This window comes from Ruegeria sp. CDSA033 (genome assembly GCF_059612305.1).
The window spans coordinates 1-25,581 of the sequence record NZ_JBXWQI010000032.1 but is presented as its reverse complement, the minus strand read 5'-3'; the positions used below and the strand labels follow the sequence as shown (position 1 = coordinate 25,581).

9 protein-coding genes and 2 pseudogenes are annotated in these 25,581 nt (G+C 60.3%); 1 reads left to right on the top strand and 10 read right to left on the bottom strand.

The features are described from left to right. Positions 1-276: 276 nt before the first annotated feature. Positions 277-1,353 (bottom strand): aminotransferase-like domain-containing protein, encoded by a 1,077-nt coding sequence (locus tag AC2FLA_RS21300; RefSeq protein ID WP_496725108.1) that lies wholly within the window; start codon positions 1,351-1,353, stop codon positions 277-279. 117 nt (positions 1,354-1,470) lie between these two features. Further along, positions 1,471-1,635: pseudogene (locus tag AC2FLA_RS21295) on the bottom strand (GntR family transcriptional regulator); the annotation flags it as partial. A 147-nt stretch (positions 1,636-1,782) separates the two neighbouring features. On the opposite strand from AC2FLA_RS21295, the gene AC2FLA_RS21290 reads away from it, so the two are divergent. Next, positions 1,783-2,643 carry a DMT family transporter gene (locus AC2FLA_RS21290; protein WP_496725106.1) on the top strand — a complete coding sequence of 287 codons (861 nt, stop codon included), beginning with the start codon at positions 1,783-1,785 and terminating at the stop codon, positions 2,641-2,643. A 154-nt stretch (positions 2,644-2,797) separates the two neighbouring features. On the opposite strand, the pseudogene AC2FLA_RS21285 reads toward AC2FLA_RS21290, so the two are convergent. The 8 genes and pseudogenes from AC2FLA_RS21285 to AC2FLA_RS21250 form a co-directional block, all read right to left on the bottom strand. Next, positions 2,798-3,447 (bottom strand): annotated as a pseudogene (locus AC2FLA_RS21285) (IS6 family transposase). A 71-nt stretch (positions 3,448-3,518) separates the two neighbouring features. Next, the gene (locus tag AC2FLA_RS21280; RefSeq protein ID WP_496725104.1) at positions 3,519-7,181 is read right to left on the bottom strand and encodes a hypothetical protein; all 3,663 of its coding nucleotides are present in this window, start codon (positions 7,179-7,181) and stop codon (positions 3,519-3,521) included. Further along, on the bottom strand, positions 7,181-11,002 hold the full coding sequence (locus AC2FLA_RS21275; protein WP_496725102.1) for a hypothetical protein: 3,822 nt from the start codon (positions 11,000-11,002) through the stop codon (positions 7,181-7,183). Before AC2FLA_RS21275 ends, AC2FLA_RS21280 begins: the two co-directional genes overlap by 1 nt. 3 nt (positions 11,003-11,005) lie before the next feature. Further along, a complete protein-coding gene (locus AC2FLA_RS21270) occupies positions 11,006-12,058 on the bottom strand; it encodes a hypothetical protein (protein ID WP_496725100.1) in 1,053 nt (350 codons plus the stop codon). Then, positions 12,055-14,169: a hypothetical protein gene (locus tag AC2FLA_RS21265; RefSeq protein WP_496725098.1), complete on the bottom strand. Its 2,115-nt coding sequence runs from the start codon at positions 14,167-14,169 to the stop codon at positions 12,055-12,057. The genes AC2FLA_RS21270 and AC2FLA_RS21265 overlap by 4 nt, the downstream gene beginning before the upstream one ends. A 9-nt stretch (positions 14,170-14,178) precedes the next feature. After that, the gene (locus AC2FLA_RS21260) at positions 14,179-24,024 is read right to left on the bottom strand and encodes a DUF6603 domain-containing protein (RefSeq protein ID WP_496725096.1); all 9,846 of its coding nucleotides are present in this window, start codon (positions 24,022-24,024) and stop codon (positions 14,179-14,181) included. Beyond that, positions 24,021-24,929: a hypothetical protein gene (locus AC2FLA_RS21255; RefSeq protein ID WP_496725094.1), complete on the bottom strand. Its 909-nt coding sequence runs from the start codon at positions 24,927-24,929 to the stop codon at positions 24,021-24,023. The genes AC2FLA_RS21260 and AC2FLA_RS21255 overlap by 4 nt, the downstream gene beginning before the upstream one ends. A gap of 129 nt (positions 24,930-25,058) precedes the next feature. Next, on the bottom strand, positions 25,059-25,253 hold the full coding sequence (locus AC2FLA_RS21250; protein WP_496725092.1) for a hypothetical protein: 195 nt from the start codon (positions 25,251-25,253) through the stop codon (positions 25,059-25,061). Between the last annotated feature and the right edge of the window lie 328 nt (positions 25,254-25,581).

Sequence of the window (25,581 nt, the reverse complement as noted above, 5' to 3'; positions counted from 1 at the left end):
GAAGGGGAAACCGGTGGCGCTTGTAGCTGATTGACGATGACTTATCGATGCCACCTACGTCCAATTACGGGCATGAGAAACCAAACGGCAAGTTAACGTGACAACACCAGCTCAGGGCTAAGCTTCGCCTCCGATGGTCCAGAAAACCAACAGTCATCTTGGGATATTTGGACGCGCAGAAGAGAGAAACTTGTCTTCGTTCAGTACCTGTTCGGCCCTGACCGGACTTTCACCTTGAGGGGAAGATTTTTTGACCGTTCCTTGAAGCAGACAGTCCTATTGTGCCTCACTCATCAGATCGCGAAGTAGTTCCGCATGGGTCTTTCTGGTCATCTGGCTTACGTTGAAACGTAGAAACGAGTTCTTGGATTGAGTTGGGCTAAAGACATTTCCGGGCGCCAGAACGACACCTTTCTTGAGAGCTTTTCGCGCTATCGCTGCAGCATCCTGTCCGTCTGGCAGCTCGCACCAAAGATAAAATCCACCTCTGGGTTTCACAAAAGGCCTAATGCCTAACGCTTCTAACTCGTCGGTAGCGCGGGTACGGGCGCGATCCAGTTTAGCCCTGAGCGCCTCCATGTGTTTGCGATAGCTACCGTCAGTGAGCGCCGAATGTAGCAATTCTGTCACCATAGGGCTTGGACCTCCGAAGCTGATCGCAACCTGAAGTTCGGTCAGGGAGACAATCCAGTCAGGACGCGCTGCAATGAATCCACATCGCAACGATGCCGACAGGGTTTTGGAAAAACTTCCAATCGTGAGAACGCGGTTAAGCCCATCCAGGGAAGCCAGTCTTGGCGAAAGATCAGGTTCGAACTCAGAGAAAATGGCATCTTCCACGATTTGCAACTCATACGCTTCGGCCAGAGTCAGTACACGATGCGCAGTCGCCGCAGTTAGTGTCACACCTGTTGGGTTGTGCAATGCCGAATTGGTTAGGTAGAGCCGCGGCCGCTCTGTCCTAAGCACGTTTTCAAATTGGGCAAGGTCGGGGCCGTTAGGCGTGTAGGGGACACTGACAATGGTAATCTGGTGCGCTCTCAGAAGGGCCTGGAAGTTAAAATAACATGGATCATCCACCAACACAGTATCGCCAGGCTTGAGTAGCAATCTGCAAATCAAATCCAGCGCCTGCGATCCAGAATTGGTGAGCAAAACGGTATTGGGATCTACCTCTATGTTCTGGTCGCACAGCATTCGTGCCACATGCTGGCGCAGACCGGAATGACCCTGTGCACAGCTGTAATCTGTAAGCAAATTGTCGTCCCCACGTGCCACACGGCGCATTGCTCGCCGTAGCGACTCGACAGGCATCCAATCGGCAGGCATCCAGCCACATCCAGGCTTTGCCATGTCCTGGCTGGCGTCAATCGATTGTCGCGCGACCCAAAGCGGATCAATCTCGCGCTCAAGCTGCGGTCCAGTTTGCGAAACCTCAAACGGTTGTACGCGGTCTGACACAAAGAAACCTGAGCCGCGACGAGCAAAGATAACTCCTTCAGCGGCCAAGACATCATAGGCCTCTACCACTGTCGAAGGTGACACGCCCAAGCGAGTCGCAAGGCCCCGGACTGAGGGAAGTTTGTCACCCGCACCAAGTGCCCGCGATCGGATAAGACGCGTGATATGTTCCATCACAAGAGCTCTACGGGTCGCAACGGCCATACTCGATCTCCTCTGTATGGGGCCAAACAGCAGTACAGTTTTTTCTAATTGTATTGCTTTGTACCTGCGTTTGTCGCGCCACTCCAGCTACAAGGTTCAAAAAAGGACCGTTTAATTATGAACTCCTCGTTTTCTGGCTGGGGCAGCGGACTGCTCGGTGTATTGATCTTCAGTGGGTCACTTCCCGCAACGAGGGTGGCGGTCAGTGGTCTAGACCCTTTCTTCCTGACATCCGCCCGAGCGGTTCTAGCGGCTGTACTTGCGCTTTCCCTGCTGGCCTTGTTCAAAGAAAAGCTACCTTCGCGTGAGAATCTGTTTTCTCTTGTGGTTGTAGCCTTGGGTGTAGTAATCGGCTTTCCGCTTTTAACAGCGCTGGCGCTACAGCACATCACAGCTGCACATTCCATCGTTTTCATTGGCCTCCTGCCTCTAGCCACCGCGACATTCGGCGTTCTGCGCGGCGGAGAACGCCCGACCGCGTTGTTCTGGGTATTCTCAATCCTCGGCAGCTCGGCGGTCGTCGGCTTCGCCCTCAGTCAAAGCGCTGAAGTATCACTCGTCGGGGACCTCTTCATGGTCGCTGCCGTCCTCGCTTGCGGGTTGGGCTATGCGGAGGGTGCACAGATGTCGCGCCGCTTGGGTGGATGGCAGGTGATTTCCTGGGCGCTGGTCCTATCCTTACCTTTTATGGCTGCTTTCGCGATTTTGACATGGCCCCCTACCTCAAACGGGCTGACCCTGCCGGTCTGGCTCAGTCTAGGCTACGTCTCGATCTTTTCGATGCTGGTCGGTTTTATCTTCTGGTATCGCGGTTTAGCACTAGGCGGCACAGCAGGTGTCGGACAGCTTCAACTTCTCCAGCAGTTTTTCGGTCTGATCCTCGCGGCTCTTTTGCTCGCGGAGCCGGTTGCGCCGTCCATGATCGGGGTAACGATCTTTGTGGTGATTTGCGTAGCCGGGGCAAAGCGTTTCGCCTGACGGCCCAATCCGGTCACTCAACCGAGGGTCGAAATACCGCGTTTGCAGCCCGCATTCCAGACTTTCGCTGCAGGAGCATATTGGTGTGTTAGGCTACGAAGGGACTGTTGCATTAGTCGATTGAGGCTGGATTGGGCCGTGGAATGTTGTCAGCTCAAGCGACCCCGAGCAGCTGTGTGGCGAACCGGATCTCCGCAATGGCACCTGGCTGTTTGTGATGGACGTGGCCGCGTTTGATGGTTCGTATTGTTTCTAGGCCGTTCAGGGGTGTTTTGGCTGATCGCAAGGATCGAAAGCTTTGGCGGTATCCGAGCTGTCGTTTCAGGGCAGCATGATCACTTTCAATCAGATTGTTTCGCCACTTTCGATTGATGTGCCGAATGCTGTCGAAGTGCAGATCATAACGACGATTGAATTCGCGAATGACACGCCGATAGGCGGGGCCTTTGTCAGTCAAGATGGTCACGGGCCGGTGCAATCGCCTTGTTCAGAAATACCTTGGTGGCTTTCGCATACCGCCGGGCTGTAACGCGGAAGTCGACCATCTGGCCGTTGGTGTCGACAGCACGCCAAAGATAGCACCATTTCCCACAGACGCGAATGTAGGATTCGTCCACGTGCCAGTCGACGCGGGCGCTGCGCAGATGCTTCTCGGTCCGTTTGGTTAACTCGAGGCCGAACTTCTGAACCCATCAAAAAAACAGTCGACCGATCAACTTCGATGCCCCGTTCGGCCAGCAGATCGGCGACATCCTGATCGGACAGCGGGAAGCGGTGGTGTTTGAAAGGGGATCTACACGGAATTGGCAACCTCAAAACACAGAACGTCTCCAATGCCCGCGACTAATGCAGCAGTCCCACTATGTGACCTGAGCTTAGGGTTGTTCCTCCTGCCGCAGATGGCTGGAGGCAGCGATCAGCGAACAGCGGCGGGTGATGTCTACCAGCGTCGGATTGGCGATCCCGGGCGGGGACAGGTCGTCGTTGGCGATACGGTGGCCCGGGGCATCAACTACGGCAATCAGAATGAGCAAGTCGCGCTGCGGTGTGATCGCGCTTGCGGCGAGAGAGTTTGCCGGATCAAAATTGTAGTCGAGGTCAAATTCGAAGCGCGCAGGCCTTGGCATCCGGGCGTCTACTGGACGCACGGGGTGCTCGGATCCCAGATGTCGCAACGTAGCCGATACAGCAGGTGGTATCGGGTTGCCGTTGACCACGGTAAGGATGGCCGCGCGTTCGGCGGCAGACATCGGAAGGTCCTCGATGGTGTCCATGATTACCGGTGTGGTCGGGCGGTTGATCCAAGCAAACAGATGTACCGTTATGTCGGTGGGGTCGATTGCCCGTAGAACACGATGGTGCACCAACACTTCGGCGATATTGGCGGGGCCACCAGCGTCTAGACGCGTCCGGTATAGCAGACGATGTAGCGTGGTGGGGCTTTCCATCACTCCACTGTTAAAAGTATCAGGCTCGGTCAGTTCTATTCTGCCCTGCATGTGATCGCCGACGACATCGGCGCGGCGTTCATAGTTCCATGCCAGCAGATCGGGGCTGGAGGCATGCTCATCGCCGAGACTGGTGACGCCCGTGTAGTAGTTGCTGTTCTGCGCGGGGATAGGACGACGACCGGTGTCGAGTTGGAAGGTGCGCAGATAGAGTCGTCCGACACTGTCGGGTGCAGGGCTGATATCGAGTTCCCATACCCCGCGAGAAACAAGAGCAGCGCGCAGCAGTTTGGTCTCTACCGGGCCTAGTCCGCCAAAGGCAGGGCGGGTTTCCTTGTAGATCGACAAATCTTCGACCAGGGTTTGCGGCAGTCCGTCGAAGAAGGGCTCCCAGGACCAGCTTGGCTGCCAGCGGGGCGCATCGGGATCGGCTGGATCGGGTGGAACTTCGGCAAAGGTCAGGCGCCCTCGCCAGACGCCCAGCCTGGTGCCGACATAGACATGGTCGTGCCTGTTGGGGTCGGCCATGGAACCGGGGTTATCAAAGTCAGGCACGCCGTCTGGGTCGACGATGACGCTGTGCGCACTGGCGCGAGCACCCGCCGTACCACCGGCCGCGTCGATCGGCCGGGTCAAAAGCTCTGTTGGATACCAGCGTCCGTCGCCGTCATACCACCACAACGTGTCGTATTTTTCGACGATTTCGGGTGCTCCGCCGCCGTCCGGTCGCTTTGTCTTGCCGGTTGTTGCGACATAGCAGCTACCGCGTGCCGCCACATGGCTGGCGACATCGGTAAAGGCCAGGCCCGACGGCTTTGGCAGGTATTTCAGAAAGGCTGCTGGAAGATCGTCTTCGGCGTATTTGTCCTTTGGGCGGTCTCCACTGATCAGTGCATCACTCTTTTTCGTCCATTCGGCCTCGTTACCATTATTGTTGACTGCAAGCTGGAACCGGTAAAGACCATTATAACTTAGGGCCAAAACGGTTGCGCCATCCATTACCTTGGTGGTGGTACCAGCCAGCGTCCTTTCGCTTCCGGGGGTCGCAAAGCGGACGACGCGGAACTTTTCGATCTTGTCCTGACCCGCACCGAAAAAGATTGCGTCGTCAGGATCATCGCCCGAAGGAATAGTCACCCAATCCGGTGCACTGCCCTTGCCCCAGTCCTGCGTATACCACAGGCGGTCCGTACCGATACATACCTGGGCGGTGTCCACCGTATCAGGGCCCGTCGTAACCTGTGGCCCGGTCGCTGCCGCCGCCTTGGAGTAGAAGAACGAACGCTCCCACGTTTTCTCTTCGTCCTCGAATTTCGGTGAGGACATCGTGCTGTCAGCCTGACTCCAGGATGTTTCGGAATGAGCCTCGCGAAACTGCCAGTATGAGTTGGTATACTGCCCCAGGAATCTCCTGGGTTGTTTGGGGTGATAGATCACGCCACCGCCATCGCCACCAGTGCGCCTGTGCCAGACAGTATCGCCCGTTTTCTGGATTACAGCATTATCCTGCAAACCGGCCAGAAGCGATCCGTCGAGCGTTGGATTGCTGTCGATATACCCCGGTTCTGCTACTGCCAGGCCCAGGTTGATGGGTCGGGTGGTTCCATCATCCTGGCGCAGGAACACGCCGCCGTCGCAGGCGACCCACAACCCGTTGGGGCGGACGCGAAACTGGTGGACATCTGCATGAATGCCAGCGCCCGCAAAAGTATCGTCGGTATCCGGGTTCAACTGGTTCGCAGGGTCGAAATCGGCTCGGAATCCTCCATCGTGCGCTTCAACCGTCAGTTTGTGGAGTGAAGCGTCGCCAACGCCATTCTCACCTATTCTCCGGAACGATCCGCCGATATAGACTGTGTCTTTACCGGGATCGGTATCGGGATCGACAGCGATTGCCATGTCATAGTGCGACTGATCCCTGGTAATGCTCAGGCCGAACAACCCGTCCTTGATGTGCTTCTTCGAAGCGAACAGGGCGCGCGGGACATCTTCTACCAGATGCGACGTGACATTGGATCCCGAGATGTTTACCCGCCAAAGTCCACTATGACCGACACCTCCGCCTCTGCGTTTTCCCAGTACGTAGATGCGGTTGGTGACACCTAGCGGCTCGCACAGGGCCAGGCGCTTGTCGCCAACGCTGCCGCCATAAAGGTGATCAAGGTCGATCTCATCAAAGTCGCCTTCCGGCCCATCCGGCGCGTGATAAAGGCCCTCGTCTCCACTGGACGTGACAAGCCCGACCCAGAGACCGGATGCGGCACTCCACAATGCGTCGGTGAAAACCGGTTTGTCGTCGTCATCATGGTCAAATTTGGACCGCGGCACTTCCTGCCAGTCACCACCAGCTACAAAGTTTCCGGAACGGAAATACAGGCCATCCGAAGTGGCGGCGACCAGTTCGATTGGATTTCCGGGTACGGCAAAGCCGGGGTTGCGAGCCAGGCGGTAGATGCCTTTGCCCAGCATTTGCGCAGTTCCTTCTGCCTGCCAGGGGATACCACCCTGGTTGGCCAGAACCGCGTCGATTTCGTCTTCCAGCTTCAGAACACCAACCCCGCCATGCTTGCCACCTGGTATGGAAGCGAGCCCCGGGCGCAATTCTCCGGTTCCGGCATAAACAACGTCACCCGCAGGATCGTCGGCGTCGGCACCAGTGCGGCCAAACTCGACATGCAGTGCCCCGACAGACAGCGACAGCTCAGCACGTTCGCCCGCCGCCACCATGCCGGGCTGGATCCCCCAGGCTCCGACCGGTCGCCATGCACCGTGATCTTCGTGCCAGTACCAGATGCCGCCATTGGCACTGGCGGCATAGGCGCGAGTGCCTTCACGGTTAACGAATAATTCCCGTACTCGGCCCGCGACCATTGGCGCTCCAGTCGCCTGACCACGCAACAACGCCGACGGACCCAACGGCAGCCACGGCCCGGGGGCATTGGCGCGGGCGGCCATGAGGGCACGCAAATCGTCCAGCCAGCCGCCGAAGCCAAGGATTCCCACCGCGTCGCGCAGGCCCTGATTGAATGCCTCGCGCCCGGCGCGCAGGTCGGTGGATTTTGCAAGGTCGCGGGGCCAGTCGTAACGCATCAACCATCTCCCTCAACCGGATCGGGGTTAGGCGCAATGCGGATATAGCCCTCCTCGACACTCACACGACCCTGAGGCAGAAGAGCCGCCTGAGTTGCTGAAAGAATCGGGTCGTCACGCCAAGTGATCGGCGTATTGCGCCGGACCCAGGTCTGGTCAGCGCCAAATGCCGCAATTTTGGGCAGACGCACCTTGTCAGGATCAATGAGCACCGGGCCGATCCGCGCCGACGGTGCGATCTTCGACAGCCCCGGCGCAACCCAATCTCGCAGCAATTCCAGAGACTTGCGCGGCAACAGGCCGGTTGTTGCATGAATCCGGGCATAGGGATGCATCAGAAGCGTCAACCGGACCACCTGTCCGACATGGACAGGCAGGTCGCGCGCCGCAGCGATATAGGGGCTTTCGAGAGGAGAGGCCTCAGGCAGGAAATCCGACCCAAGCCCGGTTCCTACACGACCAAGAAGTGCCCGATAGCCCCGACCAAATCGGTTGGTGCGTGTGCTCTGGCCCACCTGGGTCTCGACCAGATGCAGCCGCGTATAGTCATTATTGATGTAGAAGCCGTAGAGACCGTCATGCGCCTTGGAAATCTCGCCCAGACGGACCGGGAATGCGATGGATTTCAGTCGGTCGCGCACTTTCTCGGCCAGAAGATGCGCAGTGATTTCGTCAGCTTCCTCGCCATAGGCCCCTGTTTGCGCCAGATCTTCGGGCACGTCGAGCCTCAACCTTGCGGTCACAATGGCAACCGGTCGCCCGACCAGTCCGGCGACTGATGCACCAGAGAGGTTCAAGTTGCCCTCGACACTCCAACTGGTGGTATCAACGGCACGCAGGAAGGCCGAGAGTGGATTTTCCAGATCCTTTGTCGCCGGGTCAGCACGGGTCTCGATATCAGCTTCAATCATGCCCTGAGCCAGGTCACCACAGGGCCGCGCGGCGGGGGGCAAGCCTTCTGTCGGCATGGTTACGGCGGGGCCGTCACGCCCGACACCGCCTTCCCACATCAGCCCCCCTGAGACACTGTCCTCCATCACTTGGCCCAATGGCGTGCCGTCGGCGGCAAAGAATTCGACTGCCTCGTCGATGAAATCTGGCAGCAGAAAGCCCGCGACCGGATTAACACTAAGGCTGGGAAATTTCTGATTGAGCGATGCCTCTGCCGCATCCGGTGCGGCCGAAGCGGGATCGGTCAACCGCCACATCAGGCGTGCGGGTATTGCCAATCGGGGAGGGCGACGCAGCGCGCGGGTGTTGCCAGTGCCAGGCATTTCGTGAGCGGCAGGCATTAGCAGCGTGTTGATCGGCAAAGCGCGAAAGCGGCCGAAGGTGTCGATTACCCGCGCGCGCGTCAGTCGCAACCGGCCGGATGTCAATAGGCGTGGAATCCCAACTTCGCGCAAGATCTGCGGAACCTGGGCAGGGATCGGTCGCACCTGTCCATCAGGACCTTCGTCAATACCCAGCCAGAATGCCTCAAGGCCGTCGATAGTTACCGAACCCATATCCGGGTTGGTCAGGAAATCCGCCAGGTCGGCCAGTACCTCTTCATGATCTGAGCTGATCTCACCTTCGCCAGCTGTATTGCGCTGCGCCTCGGCGGCGAGGTAGGCGGTGATCGCCGCCTGGTAGCTGCGCGCCAGACCGGTCGTTAGCGGCGCCCGCCCCCGGATACGCGGACCCTGGTCGGACAGTGTCGGGGTACCCTCGTAATCGACCATCCCCAGGTTGAAGCCCTCAAGCCCATCACCCGGAGTGATCTCCAGTTCCCATTCCAGCCAGATGGGACACCAGGGTTGCGCCCAGGCCGTGATCGAGACGGGGCTTGGTTCCACTCCTTCGGCCAGCGAGTGGGCGTGCAAGTAGCGGTTCACCTCGGCCTCGGCCACAGTCGGGCGGCGCCCGGCTTTGCGCAGAACCGGTGCCTGCCCGTCATATAGTCCATCGGAGGAATACCGCAACGACAGCTCTCCCTTCAGCCGGTTGCGCACCGGGTCGACCTGAATCGGGGGGACCGTCTCGGGAATGGCCTGGAATGCCCATTGGAATATATAGGGATCGAACAGATAGGCGTGTTGCAAGATGCGGTTCGTAGCCTTAGGCACATGGCTATTTGTTATCTGCCGCACATAATCGGACGCGCGGTAGAAAATTCCGAATGCAACCGACAACTCCACCGCCCACCGGCATGCCAGCGTGCCATCATCGGTAAACAGCCCATCGTTGTTGAAACGCGGATGGCGGCCATAGTTGCGTAGCCCGATAACCGGCGGCGCAGCACGGTGATAGCGGGGACCGGAGCGGCGCACCCGTCGAACGGTGCCGCCCGGCTCCGAAGGCGGCATGTCGGAAAGTCGGAAGTTTTTCGCCACTGTGTCGTGGACACGGGTCTTCATCTCTGCGGTGGCGAATTTCGAGCTACCCCTATGATTGCCTTGCCACATCAGTTCAGCCTTGGGCAGAGGCCCGGACCGATTGGCGGCAAGGCGGGTCCGTTGGCCACGCCCGGCCTTGAAAGCTTGCGGGCCCGCTTCGACGATCACATCCTCGTAGGTTTCGGGTCCGCGGAAACTTTCGAACCCGTCGCCATGTTCTGCCTCGTCAAGTGCGACGATGCCATCCGGTGCGTCAATGTCCCGGATCGAGGAATTGGCGACCGCAGTCACCAAGCTTTCCAGATATTCCCTGTCATCTTGCGCGGCCAGACCCATATCCTGTGCGGCAAAGCTGGCAATCATGGTCTCCAGGGTCGGAGCAAAGGCAAGGTCGATGGCATCCACAGCTGGCGCAGTGTCATCACTGACCCGGCCCCGGACCGGAACGCCATAAACGTTGCCGTGCATCACGGTGTCGAGCCGCGCGCGCGGGGCAACAAGCACGACTTTGTCGAAGTCATAAGGCCGGTAGCCACGCGAAAGCGCCAACTGTGACGATGTCATACGCAGTTCGGATGACAGGTCGATTTTCTCGGGTCGTTCCATGGTGGCAGTTTCCGACACAACCGATCCAGGATGGGTCCAGGGTGGTACGATTGGGGCGGGCGAAGCCGACCAACCCAGACCTTCGAGAGTACGCGCAGCCACCAGTGGAGTGAAGGCGTTAGCCAGCGGATCGAAGGCGCGCGTCGACCACCAACCGATCACCACATAACTGGCAAGGCCAGTCAGCACTGCGCTTGTGTCCAGATCGCTCAGATCATCATGGAACGCAAAGCGATTGATTGCAGCGTCATAGCCAGATGTCCAATTGGGCGACCCACCTACTGTTGCAGTCAGTTCCGCTGGTTGCAATCGTGGTCCGTTGCCGGGAATGGCACCGTTGGGAAAGCCCTCCAACGGTTCAACCTTACCATCCTCAGAGGAGACGACCCAGCCGCGTATGTCCAGCCTGCGCACATTGCGCCGTCCGGTCAACCGCAGCACCAACCAGCGGTTCGGCAAGGCGCGAAGCGTCAGAGGGTCGTCGTCATCCTCACGAAACTCGCCACGCAGAAGGCCGTCTGGTAAAGCCCAGTGCAGATGCACCCCTGCAGGTCGCCGCACGGCGGCGGTGAAGGGATCGGCCGGCGCACTTTCATCGGGGTTGCCCGATGTCAGATCCATTGGCAGCCGCACGAAGCGTTCACCCGACCCGGTACCACGTGGGACATAGAGTGCCTGTACGTCCATTGGCACCACCAGACTGGGCGGTGGTGGCGGCGGTGGCGGGCGGTGGACGAGGCCAAGGTCGAGCGCGGCGGCCGAGGCGGCACCGGCAAGCGACCAGTTGGGCTGGCGCAGTATCTGGTCCATCAGTTCGGGATGGATGCGATCAGCCATGATTCAGTCCTCCTTGGCCACGGCAGCGGAGAAGGCGACGGAATATTCGCGGGCAATACCTCTGACTCCAGGCTCAAAAGCTGCATCCTGCGCCGTGATCGACGTTTCCGACTGGGCGAATACCTGTCGGTAGGGGAAGCGCAGCATCTGCAGCGCAAACTCCGCGCCGTCGATGCGGCGATCAAAGAAATTGGTCATGCCAGTCCCTGGTGCATCGCGAAAGGCGCGGGCGGTGTTAGTCATATCGATCACACCCGCGGCTCCTGGGCGGAACCGGACAGGGATGTCGTGCGCCAGATCCGATGGGCTTTGACCCTCTGGCACGGTTGCCGGGTCGATCTCATCACCATCCTCGTCGACATAGCGGGCCGAACGGACATTGCGCGCCGGAACCGATGCGATCCAGCGCCCGGGGCTGGCCCGGGACAGCCGCGTGCCGAATTGCACGCCCTGACGCGGTTCCTCGATATGAATCACGCTGGGCGCACCGTCGAACAATGCCAACAACACAGCGGGCGCCAACCGTTCCAGCCTCAAAAGCTTGATCCGCTTTGGATCGCTTTCGGGTTGCACGGTTTCGTCATTGCCGTCCGGCTCTTCGGCATAGGCGCGTATGTGCATACCAGGCCACCCGGCCACAGCGGCGGAGCGCATCAGGAATCCGGTGACCAGACCAGCAGTACCTCCCATCGGGGTCTCGCCGCCCGGGACGCGGATGCGGCGTTCCGAAAAATCAACATCCTTCTCGACAGTCGGATAGATCGCCTCCAATTGCGCTCGATCGACCGAATTCGCTGTTGCCACGCTCAGCGCACCCTGCACCAACGCATCGGTCCACGCCCGGTCGAGGAAGAAGAAGCGGATTGATTCATTGGGAAGCAGCTCTTCGTCCGGGACCAACGTGTTGAAAGGCACTCCCATCAGCAATCGCAACCGGGCAAGAAATTCCAAGGTATCGCGGGGCACAACCCGGCGTTCGTCGGGACCGGGTACAATTCCCGCAGACTGCAACGCGACAAAGACGGAATCGAGCGAAACGCGGTCTGACAGGCTCATGGATCGGCCCTCCTTCTTATGCGGTCGACTAGGAAATCGGATAAATCTTCGAATGTGGTGATCCCGTCCAAAGTGCCCGCGTCCAGTGCCTCGCGACCAACCGCCAGTTCGGCCAGCTTGAACAGGCCATCGTCCAAAGCGGCGTCAAGCTGTGCGTCAAGCTGTGCGTCCTCTACGATGGCGCCCACGCCCGTCACATCCACTGGTGTATTCCGGGCTTCAACAAGAACTTCGGGGGTTTCCGGCGCGGCCACCCACGCCTGCAATTGCGCGGGCGGGATTCCCAATCCGACCGACAGATCCTCGAGCGGGGCTGCGGCCAGATCATCGATCTTTCTACCGGGGCGCACTAGCGGGGCCGCGGGTCCCAGGGCGGTATCGCGTCGCCCGGCAAAATCGGCAAACAGCGCCTGCTCCAGGCGCTGGCTGAGCAGCCCGCTGACAACGGCGTCGTCAAAGGCGTCTCGCGGGATCAGCGGGGTCAATACCCCATCCAGAAACAGTGAATTCTGCTTTGCCTGAACCACTGCCGCGCCAAAGCGATGCGCCCGCCAGCGCATCAGCGAGGCAACAAAGGAAGGCTGCGACATCGCCAGAAGGCGCCCAGTTTCGAAAGCCACCGCCAGCGAAACATCCTGCCGGCCTTCCGGTGTCATCATACGCAAGTGATCCGATACATGGGCCAGAATAGGACCGTCGTCGTCCATGCGGGCGTGCACCCGTCGCATCAGTCGGTGCGGTGAGAAGGGACCGCGATACCAGGCGTTTTCTTCGGACCCTGCTCGGGTCAGGTGCGGCATGCCGATGTGACCGGTTTCGGCAATCTCCAATGGCAATTTGGTTACAGGCGCGTCGCCCGGCCCCTTACCGGTCTCTGCAGGGGTGCAGTCCGGTACTGGCCTCTTGTAGCCGCCCTTGGTCTCGGTTCCCAATAGGCCGACGTCGAGGCCCTGCATCAGCCTTTCGAAACTGCCGGCACCGGAACAAGTAAACCTCCACGAGGTAAGCACGGGAAAGCGAAAGATTGGCTCAGGGAACACCAGATCCAGATCCAGCTCGAAACCGCCGAAGATGCCCTTGGCCTCGACGACCATCTGTGTATTCTTCGCGCCGAGGCCGGAAAAGTCGCCTTCCAACACGGCCGCCGGTTCAATTGGGCCAAGATCGTTCGGGCCCGTATCTGTCCGGCCCGCACGATCAATCAGCCGACCGCCGTGGAATACAACCTCGCCCCGCCGGATGGCTTCGTTCATCGCGTTGGTGTCCGAGGTATCCAGCAACCGCGGCGTCCCGGTGGAGGTTATCGGAACAGCGGCGCCAGTTCGGATCGCCGCGGCAACGGTGGCGTGAACCTCACTCAGATGCAGGTCAGCCTCGTTAAAGAAATCGCGCGGCGGTGCGGGTGGCGGCAATTTGTCGAGCTGGCCTTCGAGGTTTATCAGGCAGGCGGTATAGGCCTTGGGGCGGCAGTTCTGACGGTCGAACTGAGGCATCCGGTTGGCAATTACAACGGCAAGGAAACCGTCATCGTCGCCCATTGCGACCTCGGTATCTTCCAGATTTACCTCGCGAACATGGGTCAGCATGATCAGATCGTCGATGGTCGGAAACACAGCCTGCACGGTGGAACGGGGTACCGACAGGCGCGACGCCGTCGCGGTATCCGCATCACCCTGCAGCACGACCCCTTCGCTCAGACAATCGGCGATGGGGATGTCGTGCTCGATTGTTCCTTCGCCTTCGGCGACAATGACCAGCGCCAGCCAGGGGGTCTGTTCGCGCACCCGCTGGTCGTTAATGGTGGCGTTGAGCGGCGCCGGATCACGATCCCAGGGCAACGTACGCCGCTTGAGCACTATTTGCGGCAGGCGGCTTTCATAGGCACCCTCGCTGTTGGCCGGTGGGAAGGTCAGCAACGCCTGGTCCGGCGGCAGGCGGAAACGGGGTGCGGTGACGTTGATATGGGTGACATGCGGCGCGATGTCAGTTTCCGGATCGGGCGCTGCATCGCTATCGGTAAATAAGTCGATCTCAGTCTTCAGCTCATATCGCCCGGCATCCAGCGCCGGGAGGAAAGCATCGTAGAGGAAGAATTTGCCGCGTTTTACCATGGGCCTGTCCTAGTTCTCCTGCAGTTCGTCTTCGCGCAACGGCACGTCGTCGGGCTTGGTCCAGCTGATGCGGACCGGTTCCGCGCCGTTCGGGGCAGTGATCCGCACGCCGGGCACAACAGTTTCATTTACAATCCGGGTGACTAGCCGGTCGGCGTCGAGATCCGAGGCCAGCATGCCGTCAAGCCGCTCAGGTGTCAGACCGCCCAGGTGCACGATGAACGGTCCCTTGGCTCTATCGAGCGTGGTCACGACCAGCGTCTTGCCGTCGATCGGAGCAAGGATCGGTGGCGACTTGTCTGCGTCGGTGCCCTCGAAGCCGAGCGAGAGCTGGCTCAGATCCGCCTCGCTTACGGTGCCGTCGATCAACAGTGCTACGGTACTGGCAGGGCCATCGAAACGGGTGGCGACCAGGGGTGCCTGATCAGTCAGGTCGGATGCGCGCATCCAGCCGAAACCACCGCGTCGCCCACCGCGCATCCGTGAAGCGCCCTCGGCGCGGATCAGGCCGCCAGCGCAACGCGCAACGGACCGGCCAAGATATGCGATACGGCTGCCCGCCATCCAGCCGCGCACATCGGAACTATCCATAGCGGTGTCGCCCGCAAGGATCGCAACTGTGGCAGTGCGCTTGGGCAATACCAGCTTACGCGGTACCGGGCGACTATCGGACAAGACCTTGCCATAGGCATCTAGCAGCAAAAGCCGGGCCGAGCCCTCAATTTGCAAAGTTCCGGCATCAGGGAAACGGGCAGCAATATCGCGGCCGGGAATGTCAAAGACGGCGATTTCGCCCGGCGCCAGGGCGCGGGTGTTATCCGCCTCACCGCGGCGGCGAGGCCCTGAGGTCATCATCGCGGCAACACGCTTCAAAGTAGTGCGGTTGGCAGGGCCAGCGCGACCGGCACCTGCGCCTGGATTGTCCTGCAGCGTTGCAGTCAGCGGAACCTGCTTGCGCGCTCGAAGTGTCTTTGAGGTCTCCTGCACCCCAACTTCAGCCCGAATAAGCGGGGCAAACCTGGTCCCGACACCCAATTTGGGTGGTGCTTGTCGCGGTATTTGCGCAATTTCAGCGAGCCCGGAGACCGTTGTACGCTTTGGCGGGTTCTCAGCAGGCGTGACCGGCACTGCGAGCATACCAATTAGGCGTGGCGTTTCGAAGACCAATGGCCCGGCTTCGAATACGTTTGGGCCTATCAGTACTTTCTTGCCCTTATCCTGTGCTCGCACGATCCGTTCGGACAGAAGCCCCACTCTCATTGGCGTCGTGCGCACCCGATCCGCATTCTGGGCAGCGGTGATCTCGCGCGGTCGCGCCTTTATCCAGCGGTCGGACAATGCGCCCATACCCTGATCCCCGAAATCAGCGAGTGCTGTCCGCTGCGCTTCCGCCTCGGCCACGAGGCTTGAGACCAATGTTCCAACGGGCCTGAGGGGCAATGGCTTACGCGGACCAGCTTCGACCTGGTTGAACGCGATGCCGCCTGTGGATTCGTCAGGTATCTTACGAAGCGCCAATGGACGGAAAGAGAAATCGACTCCTTCGGTTGCGCGGATAACCTGGCCACGCGGCACCTTGCGCTCGTCAGCCTTTGGAGCCTCGCCCCACACACCCTTGGGGAACCGCCCGGTGTGCCGTTTGGTCACAAAAATCTGATCTTCTGCGGCAATGGTGATCTCTTCGGGGCCGTTACCATTGCGCTTGATCGAAAGACGCAACAGCGCTTTTTCAAGCGGCTTTTGCATCGGGGCAAGGCCGAGGGTGGCAACGAACTGATCTTCTTCGGCGCGGCTGCCCGGCTGGATATGGGTGATCGGCACGGTGGTGGTTAACGAAATTTCGAATTCGCTAAGAACATCGAAGGGTCTTTCCGCGCTGCCATCCGCGGTACCGCCTTCTTCACCTGATGCGCTGGCCGGGGTCAAAGCGCCGCGCCCGGCAACAGTTGCGACGGCCCGTGCGGCGGTACCGCTTTCAAGTTCCAGATACTTGGTGGCAAACTCGGCCCAACCGATAGGCGGCGGCGGCACCTTGCCTCCACCAAATCGCACTGTGACGTCTATCGGCCCGACTTCGATTCCGGCGCGGCCGTTGAATTCCGGCCCTGAAACTTCAATCCAGGCACCCAGAGAGAAGCTGAGCTTGATAGTTCCGAACCATGTTTTGATCCGGATGCCGGCCGAGACCCGCGCATGCGCGTCCGCCTCATAGCTGAAGGGGTCGAAATAGATAATGGCATTGCCCCCAAAGCTCAGGTGCGCATAGGCAGGCCCGAACTTGGCAGATGCCTCGAACAGTCCACCCGCCATCATCGCTTCAGAGGTCAGGGCATAGTATGTTTCCGACTTAACGGTAATGTTGGAAACCGGGCTCCAGTTCCAGCCCAGACGCGGCACGATCGGATAATCATTGGCCTTGAAGTTCGGATGATACCCGCCCAGCGTCAGTACAAACTGGCCTTTGTTTGGTCCGGCGAACCAACTCACAAACGCAAAGCCGCCGGTCAGTCGGGCAGACGGATGGAAGAGCCAGGAATTGTCCGTCAGTTGCGCCTGGATCCAAAGCACGCCTTCGGAGGTGGAGAAGCGTGCGATCAGGCCCAGTTCGATCGACACTAGCGCCACCTGCGGTCGGGGCAGCGCCATCCGGGCCAAACCGAATATTGTCAACTCGAACCCGTCACCGAACTCGACCGCTACGACAGCAACACCGTCGACCAGTGCGAATGAGGTAAAGCTGATCCCTGCGGCGAACCAGAACTGGCCTTTGGCCGGCGGGAAGAAGCCGCGCACTTCCTCGAGATATGCGATCAGATCGGAAGGTATGGGAGCTGACGGATCGAGGGCCGCCAGGAGTGGGAAAGTGTTGAATTGGCCTAGGTCAGTAGGTGGTTCGATTTCACGGTTGATGCCGAAACCGCCGCCGACACCTGTCAGGAAGAAGGCGGGCGGGCCGCCAAACGGACCCAGTACAGCCCCAAAGGCGAAGAAGGCGGTGTAGTCAGGCTCACGCGCATAACCGCCATAGATTGACAGGCCGTATGTGGCAAACCGCGCCGACAACATCCCGATATATTCGAAGGTTTGCGGGTCTGCTGGCGGCGGCGGATCGACGAACTTGCGTAACCCACCCGCCAGTGTGACACCGGACAGGTCGGCAGCGACCGCCAGGCCTGCCAGATCGACATCCCAGGATTCTGGGTCGAAAAAGCCGTGTTCCGGTGACAAAGTGTGCCTGATTTCAAGGTCATCAACCGCTGCCTGAAGGCCCGCGATCGAGACGTTTCCATCAAAGAGCAGAGAGATCGATTTCAAACGCTCGTTTTCTTCCTGCGTGCCCAGTCCTACCTGATCGATATAGATCGGCCCGAACTGGCGCCGTATGGGCAGCCACCACGGGCCCGTGCCGTCTCCCGCACGGAAGCGGAAGGCGATACCGCCGCCGGGACGTGTCTGGATCGACAGCGCGGGACTGAATCCGGGCGCAAGCGACGCTTCGCCATCATTGGTTTCCGCCAACATACCCTGGGCCACCGGGTTTCCGCCTGACGCCCCACCTACCGCGACCGAAATGTCAGACAGCTGGACCTGCGCACCGCCCAAAAGCTCTGCCCCGCCGATCTGAGTCAATACATGCAAAGCGATGGAACCCAGACTAATAGGCTGATCCAGCAGTGGCCGGTTGTTTCTCCCGATCCTGATCCCAAGGCCGTCCACGCGTAGCAACGGTGCGAAATTGCGCGAGCTGGTATTCAGGAAGCCGATAAACAACCCTTCGCCGGGGCTATCGATGATCCAGCGGTTGTCGTTCTCTATCCAGATCGCGATGTCGTTGTCGAGCAGGGTCAGACGGTCTTTGATGCCAATCCTCAGGCCTAGGATTTGCCCGGAAGTGCCAAGCCCATCATTGCCAGCTCGGCCCAGGCCGATTTCGACCGCGTTTTCGATGGTGACGGACGGTCCAGCTGCCGCTAGGTTCTCGATCAGCTTGAATACGCGGTCAAGCTTGTCGTTAAAGAGTGCCTCTGCACTATCACCGCCGGTCGGAATGACCTGGAAAAAGCCAGGATCAAGGCCACCTTCGGGGGTCAGGACAACTTCGGTCAGGACGCTGCGTATCGTGCCAGATCCGATGGTCAATCCCAGCACATCGTTCACAGCTGGAATGCTGACCACGAATCCACCTAAGAGGTCGATGGCCAGATGCATTATGCCTGCACCGATATCTTCAGCTAAGGCTGAGCCGCCATAAGTCAGGGCAAAGCTCTGGCTGTCGAGGGCGTAGCCCAGTACCAGCGCCTCATTCGGATTGTCGGATATGGCAAGCCCGGTGCCGATACGGCGTGCCGAGGCCGGGTCAGGCCCGATATCGACGGCGACCAGCGGACGCAGCATAATTCCTCCGCCCAATGGGATGGCCGCCGGTCCAATCGTAGCGTCCATGCGATCCAGTCCGCTGCCACTGAGTGTGAAAGTGGCCGTACCCTTTTCGACGAAAGGAACACCGTCGAATGTAGAGGAAACCACGACGCGCATCGGCGCGGGTTCCATTCGCAGCGACAGATTGTTCCCAGGGTTTGGGGTGTTTGCCAACGTGATCTCAACGTTCCCACCAGCGCTATTGAAGCCCAATGTGCCTGGCAAAAGAGGCCCAAGCTGTGCCAGCCCACCCGCCAGCAGCTGTGGCCAGCGCATTTCAAGGGCACCCGCCGGGTCAGTTGCCCAGGCACTAATCGCAACGGCCTCGAAGGCCGGGTTGGGCGGTGCTGACCGCAGCGCCAGCGCATCACCAATGTCGGCGACAAGCTCACCCACTGCGCCACCCTGTGCCACAATGGCGTCGAGCGCAGCGGGCAAAGCAGCGATTGCCAGCGCACCCAAATTCGACAACGCGCCTATGTCGGGGTAGATGCCAATATCTGCGTCTGCAGCGGGGCGCAGGAACAGCTGCAGATCAGTGCCTGACAGCGTAAGATGGACCGCTTGTGTCTCTGGTGCTCCGCCGCTCAGGCCTATATGCGCGGCGATCTGTGGGCGCGGTGACAGAGAATTGCCGAAATTCAGGCCGAACCTCCCACCCATCGCCAGATCGCTGCCCGGCTGGAACGCGGCGGCATCGATAACAACCTCCAATATCAACCCGCCAGCATCTCGCGCAGCAAGGGACAACCCGGCCATGATGTTCCACTGGCCCGAGGCTCCGCCAACGCCAACCAAAGGTTTGAGCGCATCCATCAGTGCAATCACGCGGTCGGCGCGGAAACTTAGGCCGCCCGCTCCATTCTGGCCCAGGACTGCCTCGGAACTCAGCCAACCCACCGGGTCTGTGAAGGCACGGGACGGTATCATGACCGTTGCGGCTGGATCGCTTGCGTCCAGGACGCCAAACCCAACAAGTGCGGCCTCTACCGCTGGACGCGCCGACGAGTCGGCATGGCGCAGCGCCTCCAGCGCGCGGGACAGGACGTTTGCGAATAAGACCGGGGGCAGGTGCGGCAAGACCGGTGAAATGTCGCCCGGCGGCCATAGCGGCAGGCTTGCGGGCAGGTTCGTGCCTGTATCTCCGAAAGACAATGCCACCGCCAAATCGGGTACAAGGGTTGCCGATAAGTTCGGTCCTTCCATGCGTCCGATCCGTACTGACCCCGCAGCAAGTCCCGTGGGTGACAGTGCGGCCGCCAGCGCCCATTCGGACAGGAGGTCTTCGCCCGTTGCACCAGTGACATCGAAGGTCAACGATTTCGTCTCCGCGTTGAATACAAGACCCGATTGCGTCCCCAGGAAGCCCGCGATCGCGCCGTTCAGTTCGGTAAGCAGTGCCGGATTGGATAGTGTTTCGGTCAGCCGCGCCGCAGGGTTGTCGGTCCAGCGCGACAATGACAGCGGGTCAAAGCTGCCGCCCGCACCAAGGACTCCGGCCGCGCGGAGCAGACCGGCCAATTGGGAAATTGCGGCGTCAGCGCTGGCTTCGATCTCGGCCATGGCGAGCGACAGAACCTGCGCCACCTCGGGTGTCGTCGGTGCGGCGAGGCCGCCAAGACCCAGATCCCCCTCGGCGACGCTGGCGTCAATGCGCAGCCGCGGAAAAGCGCGAGGCCCCACGCGCAACCCAAGAAGTGCCAGCTCGAACTGGTCGGGTTGCTGTGTTGCACCGCTGCCGAAAGCAAAACTGCCACGCAGCTCAATCGCCCGCAGAGCCAGTGTCGCGTTGGGACCACCCGACAGCCAGCCGCCGTCCCGCCCAAGTTTCAGATGCCCGCTGGCCCGTCTTGCGGTCCGCAAGATCGCGCCGGGAACGGTGCTGCCGAGATCAATATCTGCGCCCACCAGCTCGGCCAGAATATGCCCCTGGAGCTGCAATGCATCAGCCGCCGGCGCGGTTGTTGCAACGGGAAGGTACAGACCCAGTCCGCCGCCGCTGATTCGTTGCGCCTCGCGCAGGATGGCGCGGGATTGGGCCTGCAGACTCAACCCTGCCGCGAAGATCGCGGTTAGCGCCTGCTCAACGGCGGCACGCGACACCACGCCATGGACTGCATGGATCTGCAGCGATGCGCGCTGGTCTCCGGTCCAACCCGGTGGCAGGCTTAGGTCGGTAGCCGGGATGACGGCCGGGCCGCTATGTAAATCAAGCAACCGGCGGGCCAGTGCTATTGCCGCGTCGTCGGGTTCGGCAGGATCAAGATCGGGGATGAATTCGGACAGGCGACCAATCATGCCTGCCACATCTGAGTTGGGTACCTCCGGTACACTGGCTGCATACAGCGGGGTTCCAATCAGGATCAACCGATTCAGACCGTCGCCCATAGCCTCTAACGCCAACCAGGCGGCATGGCCTGCAGCCGCATCGGCCACAACCGTTGCCCCGGCACGCGCTGCAATCGGGGCGAATATTTGCGCCAGCCGTGCTGCCTGGCCTTCGGCGCCACCAGCATCGCCGCGTGGCGCCAGCAGAACATGCACCAGCCCAGGCAGGTTCGGCAACGGTGAGAAGGTTAGCGGGTCGCGTCCGGGCTCGCGCAGGTCGACAATCCGGTCGGGCGGTGCTGCAAGAGCTGGCGGAGTTGCTGTTTCGCCAAGGGTCGAGATGACGATCACGGTGTCGGGCGCGGCGGCATCCAGGAAACGCGCTACATCGTGATCCGCAAAGATTGCGGGCGCTGCACGATCTTCAACCAGATGCAAAATTGTGCCTGCCGGTGCTGCGGTCGGCGGCGGAACAAGACCATCGGTGCCTGTCCAGAGATCGACAATCGCATCTAATTGCGCGGTCACGGTTACTGCGTCCAGACCTTCTGGGAGCCAACCGTCAAATTCCGGGAATTCGCTGAACAGCGCTGCCGCCAGGGATGCTGCCGATAGCCCCTCGCTTCCGGGGCGCCATTCCCGAAGTGGCAGCGAGTCAAACGGGTTTGGCGTCGCCAGCGGCAGTTCGGGTTCCAGCCAGAGCGCCAGAGCCGGTCGGTCCCCGTCACCTTCGAGGGTCAGTTTGATCGGATTGGCCAGCGTCCCCGTGCCGGTCAGGTACAGTCCGCCGCTCGGGCGTCCGGACAAGAAGCGTGCGATCGGTTGCAGCGCTGTGCGCAGGCCATCGCCGATGGTGTCTCCACCGTCTACGATCAGCCTCGATATCCAGCTGCGCAATTCGGTGGAAGGATCGTCGACAAGCGCTTTCAGTGAGAGCCGCATGGACGGTGTCTGACCGAGAGAGGGCGGATCGGGCAGCCAGTTGAAGGCGCCCACCAGATCGTTGAGCCAGACGACATCGGTCTGTCGGATCACCATAGCGGCGACACGCTCAATCGCTTCCCATTGCGTGTCCGATAGGTTGTCGAAAAAACCGTCTACCCCCGTTGACAAGTCGGGAATGTCCAGAGGCAGATCTATTTCTTCCAGTGTCAGGGTCGGGTTCGGAGCCTCGAGCCCAACGCTTAGTGAGGTGCCGGGCGACCAGGTGGCGCGCAGGCCCAGATGATCACATTCAAGGCGCAGATTGTCAGCGCTTAACTCAAGTCGTGTACCACCGCGTGCACGGCCAAGCGCCGTCAGCCGCACCTCATCAAGGAAGCTGGCGCCGGGTCCGGCAAAATCAAGGGATACCAGGCAGGTACGCAATCGGGTTTCCAGAACCGTGCAACGTTCACCCAGATCGTCGACCCTCAAGCGAAGGCTTGTACCAATGCACAGACGTCCAGCCTCAGGCTGCCACAGGGCGAAGGCGATGTCGGACGTGATATTAAGCGGGATCAACCAGGGTGCCGCCTCGGTACCTTCACCAGGAACAGCACCTGCGGCCCCGGTCACAAGTTCACGCAAGACACTCAGCACGGCAGGCATGTCGGGCGCATGATTTGCCAGAACGTCCTGCCAGTGCGCGCGCAGCGTTGCCACCGGATTACCCAGGAAGGCGATGATGTCGATGGTCGGATAGCCCCCTGCCACTCCGGGAGGTGGAGTCCAGCCCAACGCGACGGATAGCAGATTTGCCGCGGGGCCCAATTGGGCTATCACCGCAGCCAGCGCGTCGCTGACAGCCTGTGCACCAGCGGCGGCCACCGCTTCGGGATCAGTGAGGTCGAGCGTTGCGTATGAGGTAGCGAATATCTGCGCCTCGCGAAGGTCCAGCACAAAGACCGGTCGGCGCGCTGCGTCGAGAGAGATCCCGATAGCCAGCGCATCAACAGAGACGTCAGGCGTGGCAAGGCCAATATCGAATACAAGCTCGGTACGCAGCATCGGCAGCGCTGTCGCATCGCCGGTTCCGAGGTCGATCTGTAAAAGGTCTGCTGATAATGCGGCTGTCGCGGGCCCTTCTGTAAAACCCAATCCCAGACCAAGTGTCACAACAGGCAACCCTGCGGTTCCGGTCAATGCGGTCAGACGGATATCAAGGCTCGGCAGGGTCGCGCCCAGTGGCAAAGTTACCCCGGTTGGCGTTGCCGCAGCACTGTTACCCAGAAGATCGGCAAGAGCGTCCAACCAGGCCGCGCGGGATGTGTTCGACCCAAGCACTGCAGCGAACCATTCACTCAGCGCTTCGGCGCCTCGGTTCAATATGTCTTCGACCGGCAGTGCGGGAATTCCTGCGGACGTTTCGATGCCCAGTAACCGCGCCAGGGCCGCAACATTTGGCGCGCTGCCCGCCGCCGCCCCGATCTGCGCTTGCAAAAGCGCCAGGATCAGTTCGATCCCCGCCTCTTCAAGGGCGCTAGGCTCAGTAAGAGCCAGTGCTATATCGCGCGGCGCGGCCTCACCCGGCAACTGCAATCCGGTCAGGGTAAGGCCGACATTGGGTGTCGCACCACTATCGGTCGGCACCGAGACCAGCAGGCCAAGACCCGAAAGCGCGGCTTCTCCCGCCACCGGGGCGGATGTTGAAAGGATGAAATCCGCAGTCAACTCGATATCGCCGCCGGAATTGCCGATCAGATCGACATTTGGCGGGGCACCAGGCCCGGATTTCGGCACCCTGAAGAGCGGAAAAAGGAGCGACGCACGGCATATCGTGTCCGGCACACCCGCATCGAGATTCAACCCGAGATAGAGCCTCACTTCGCCTGCTGGCGCGGCGTCGAGGACGAGATTGAAGCGAACCGCACCCAGGCCTGCGACCTGTTCGGTCAGAATTTCGACCCAGATGCGGCCGGCATGGTCGCTTTGCTGTTCGCCATCCCGCGCCGCGGCAACAAAATCGAGCAGCGCAGCTCGCTGGCCGTCGTCGGACAGGATTGTCTTCAAATGACTCCCGGGGTCCGCCACCCAGTCGCCAACGAAATCTCCGTCCTGATCGACTAATCCCAAAGCGCGCAACAGGGATGATACGTTTCCGAATTCGTCGGCGGAGAATGCATTCATGGCGCGATCCCCTTCAGTCGCCGCCGCGCCTCGGTATCCAGGCGCAAAAGCCCCGGTTCGGCATGAAGCGCACGCGGCACCAGTGTATCGTTTCGTTCGTCGCGGCCAGAAGCTGCAGCGAGGGCACCTGCCATCGCCATCAGCGCCTCATGCGCGAGGGCGATAAGTGCGTCACCCCAGATTTGCGCGACCAGGTCTTCGCCCAGCGGCCGATCAGGTGTCGCAGTAACCAGGCCTGCAACCCGACCTTCACCTCCGGTTGCAAATGGCACCCTCATCGTAGCTTTTGTCTGGTCGCACTGAACAGGGATCGCGACTGTAACGCGCCGGCTTCTGGTCTCGGAGGAAATACCACCGATATCGACAAGCAATTGGTTGAGGCCGTCATCCCACAAGACCCGGTCTCCGGTATTAGCGATATCGGCGGCGGCTTGTCGAAGGAGCGGGGTGGCAATCCGGTCGGTCAGCGGCAAACGCGCGCCGCCCACGCCTTCCGCGAGCGGTTGGTCAGGAAGGATATCGGGGTCGATCTTGCGCAGAGTACCCAGCAGCAGGTTCGCCGTTTGCACCAGACCGCCGGGTCGCGGAGCTTCGAAAATCTGCTCCGACAACTTATTAGCCGCATCAACCAGAAGCTCAGCATTCAAAGGACGAAACTCGACCTGAGGGCCTTCCGGCCGCATCGGGCCTTTCTTGCGATAGCCGCGATCTGTCCGGGGAACATCAGCAGCAGCCAGAAGGTCCGTCAGTCGGTCACGAATGTTGGCGGGGGCATCAGTCGACCCAAGCACTTCGTCAAAGGTATCACGCAGTCCCTCCGCGGCGGCCCGGCTCTCCGGTTGCGGCTGCGGCGTGGACCGGCCGGGCCGCTTGAGCGGCCGTCTTGGCGGTCTGGGCTCGCGCATAGCGCTGTCCCCTCAGGTATTGTTATTGTCCTATCCACACGGGTGGAGCGTGCGATCGAAATCGTGACAAGTCTGCAATCGTTAAGTCTGTATCTTAAACCCGAACAAGCACTCGGGCAGGCTTGAAAACTATCGTCCGAGGGTGCGCAGCAGAACATCCGCAAGGAAGCCAAGCACAAACCAGACGACGATAAATCCCACCAACTCCAGGGCGAAACTGCCCCATTTAAACCAAATTTGCGCGGTAATAAGCGCTGCAATGAACGGCAGAAATTCGCGTTCCAGGCTTGGGCGTAGCCCCAGGTGCGACAAGAGAGAATACATAGTCACCTCCACCCAGTTCACGAAATGCAATCCGCGAATTTTGTTATATGCTAAGTGATTCTGGCGCGCGCTGTCCAGTTCTTTGTCCGGCGAGCCGCCGCTGAACGCAGCGCGTCACAACACCAGCGGTCACCGAGCCCTTAATTTCTGGACGCAGATACATCTTGGTGCAATTGCCGCGATTTTGCGCCCTTAATTCTCGAATATCCGCAGGTCAGCAACCAGCTACCTCACATACATTCTGTGAAGGGGGCTTTGTTGCAAACTTTTGTCTATTGACGCACTTGGGTTTAGCGCGTGAATGGCTTTCGGTCCTATCCAGTCGAAA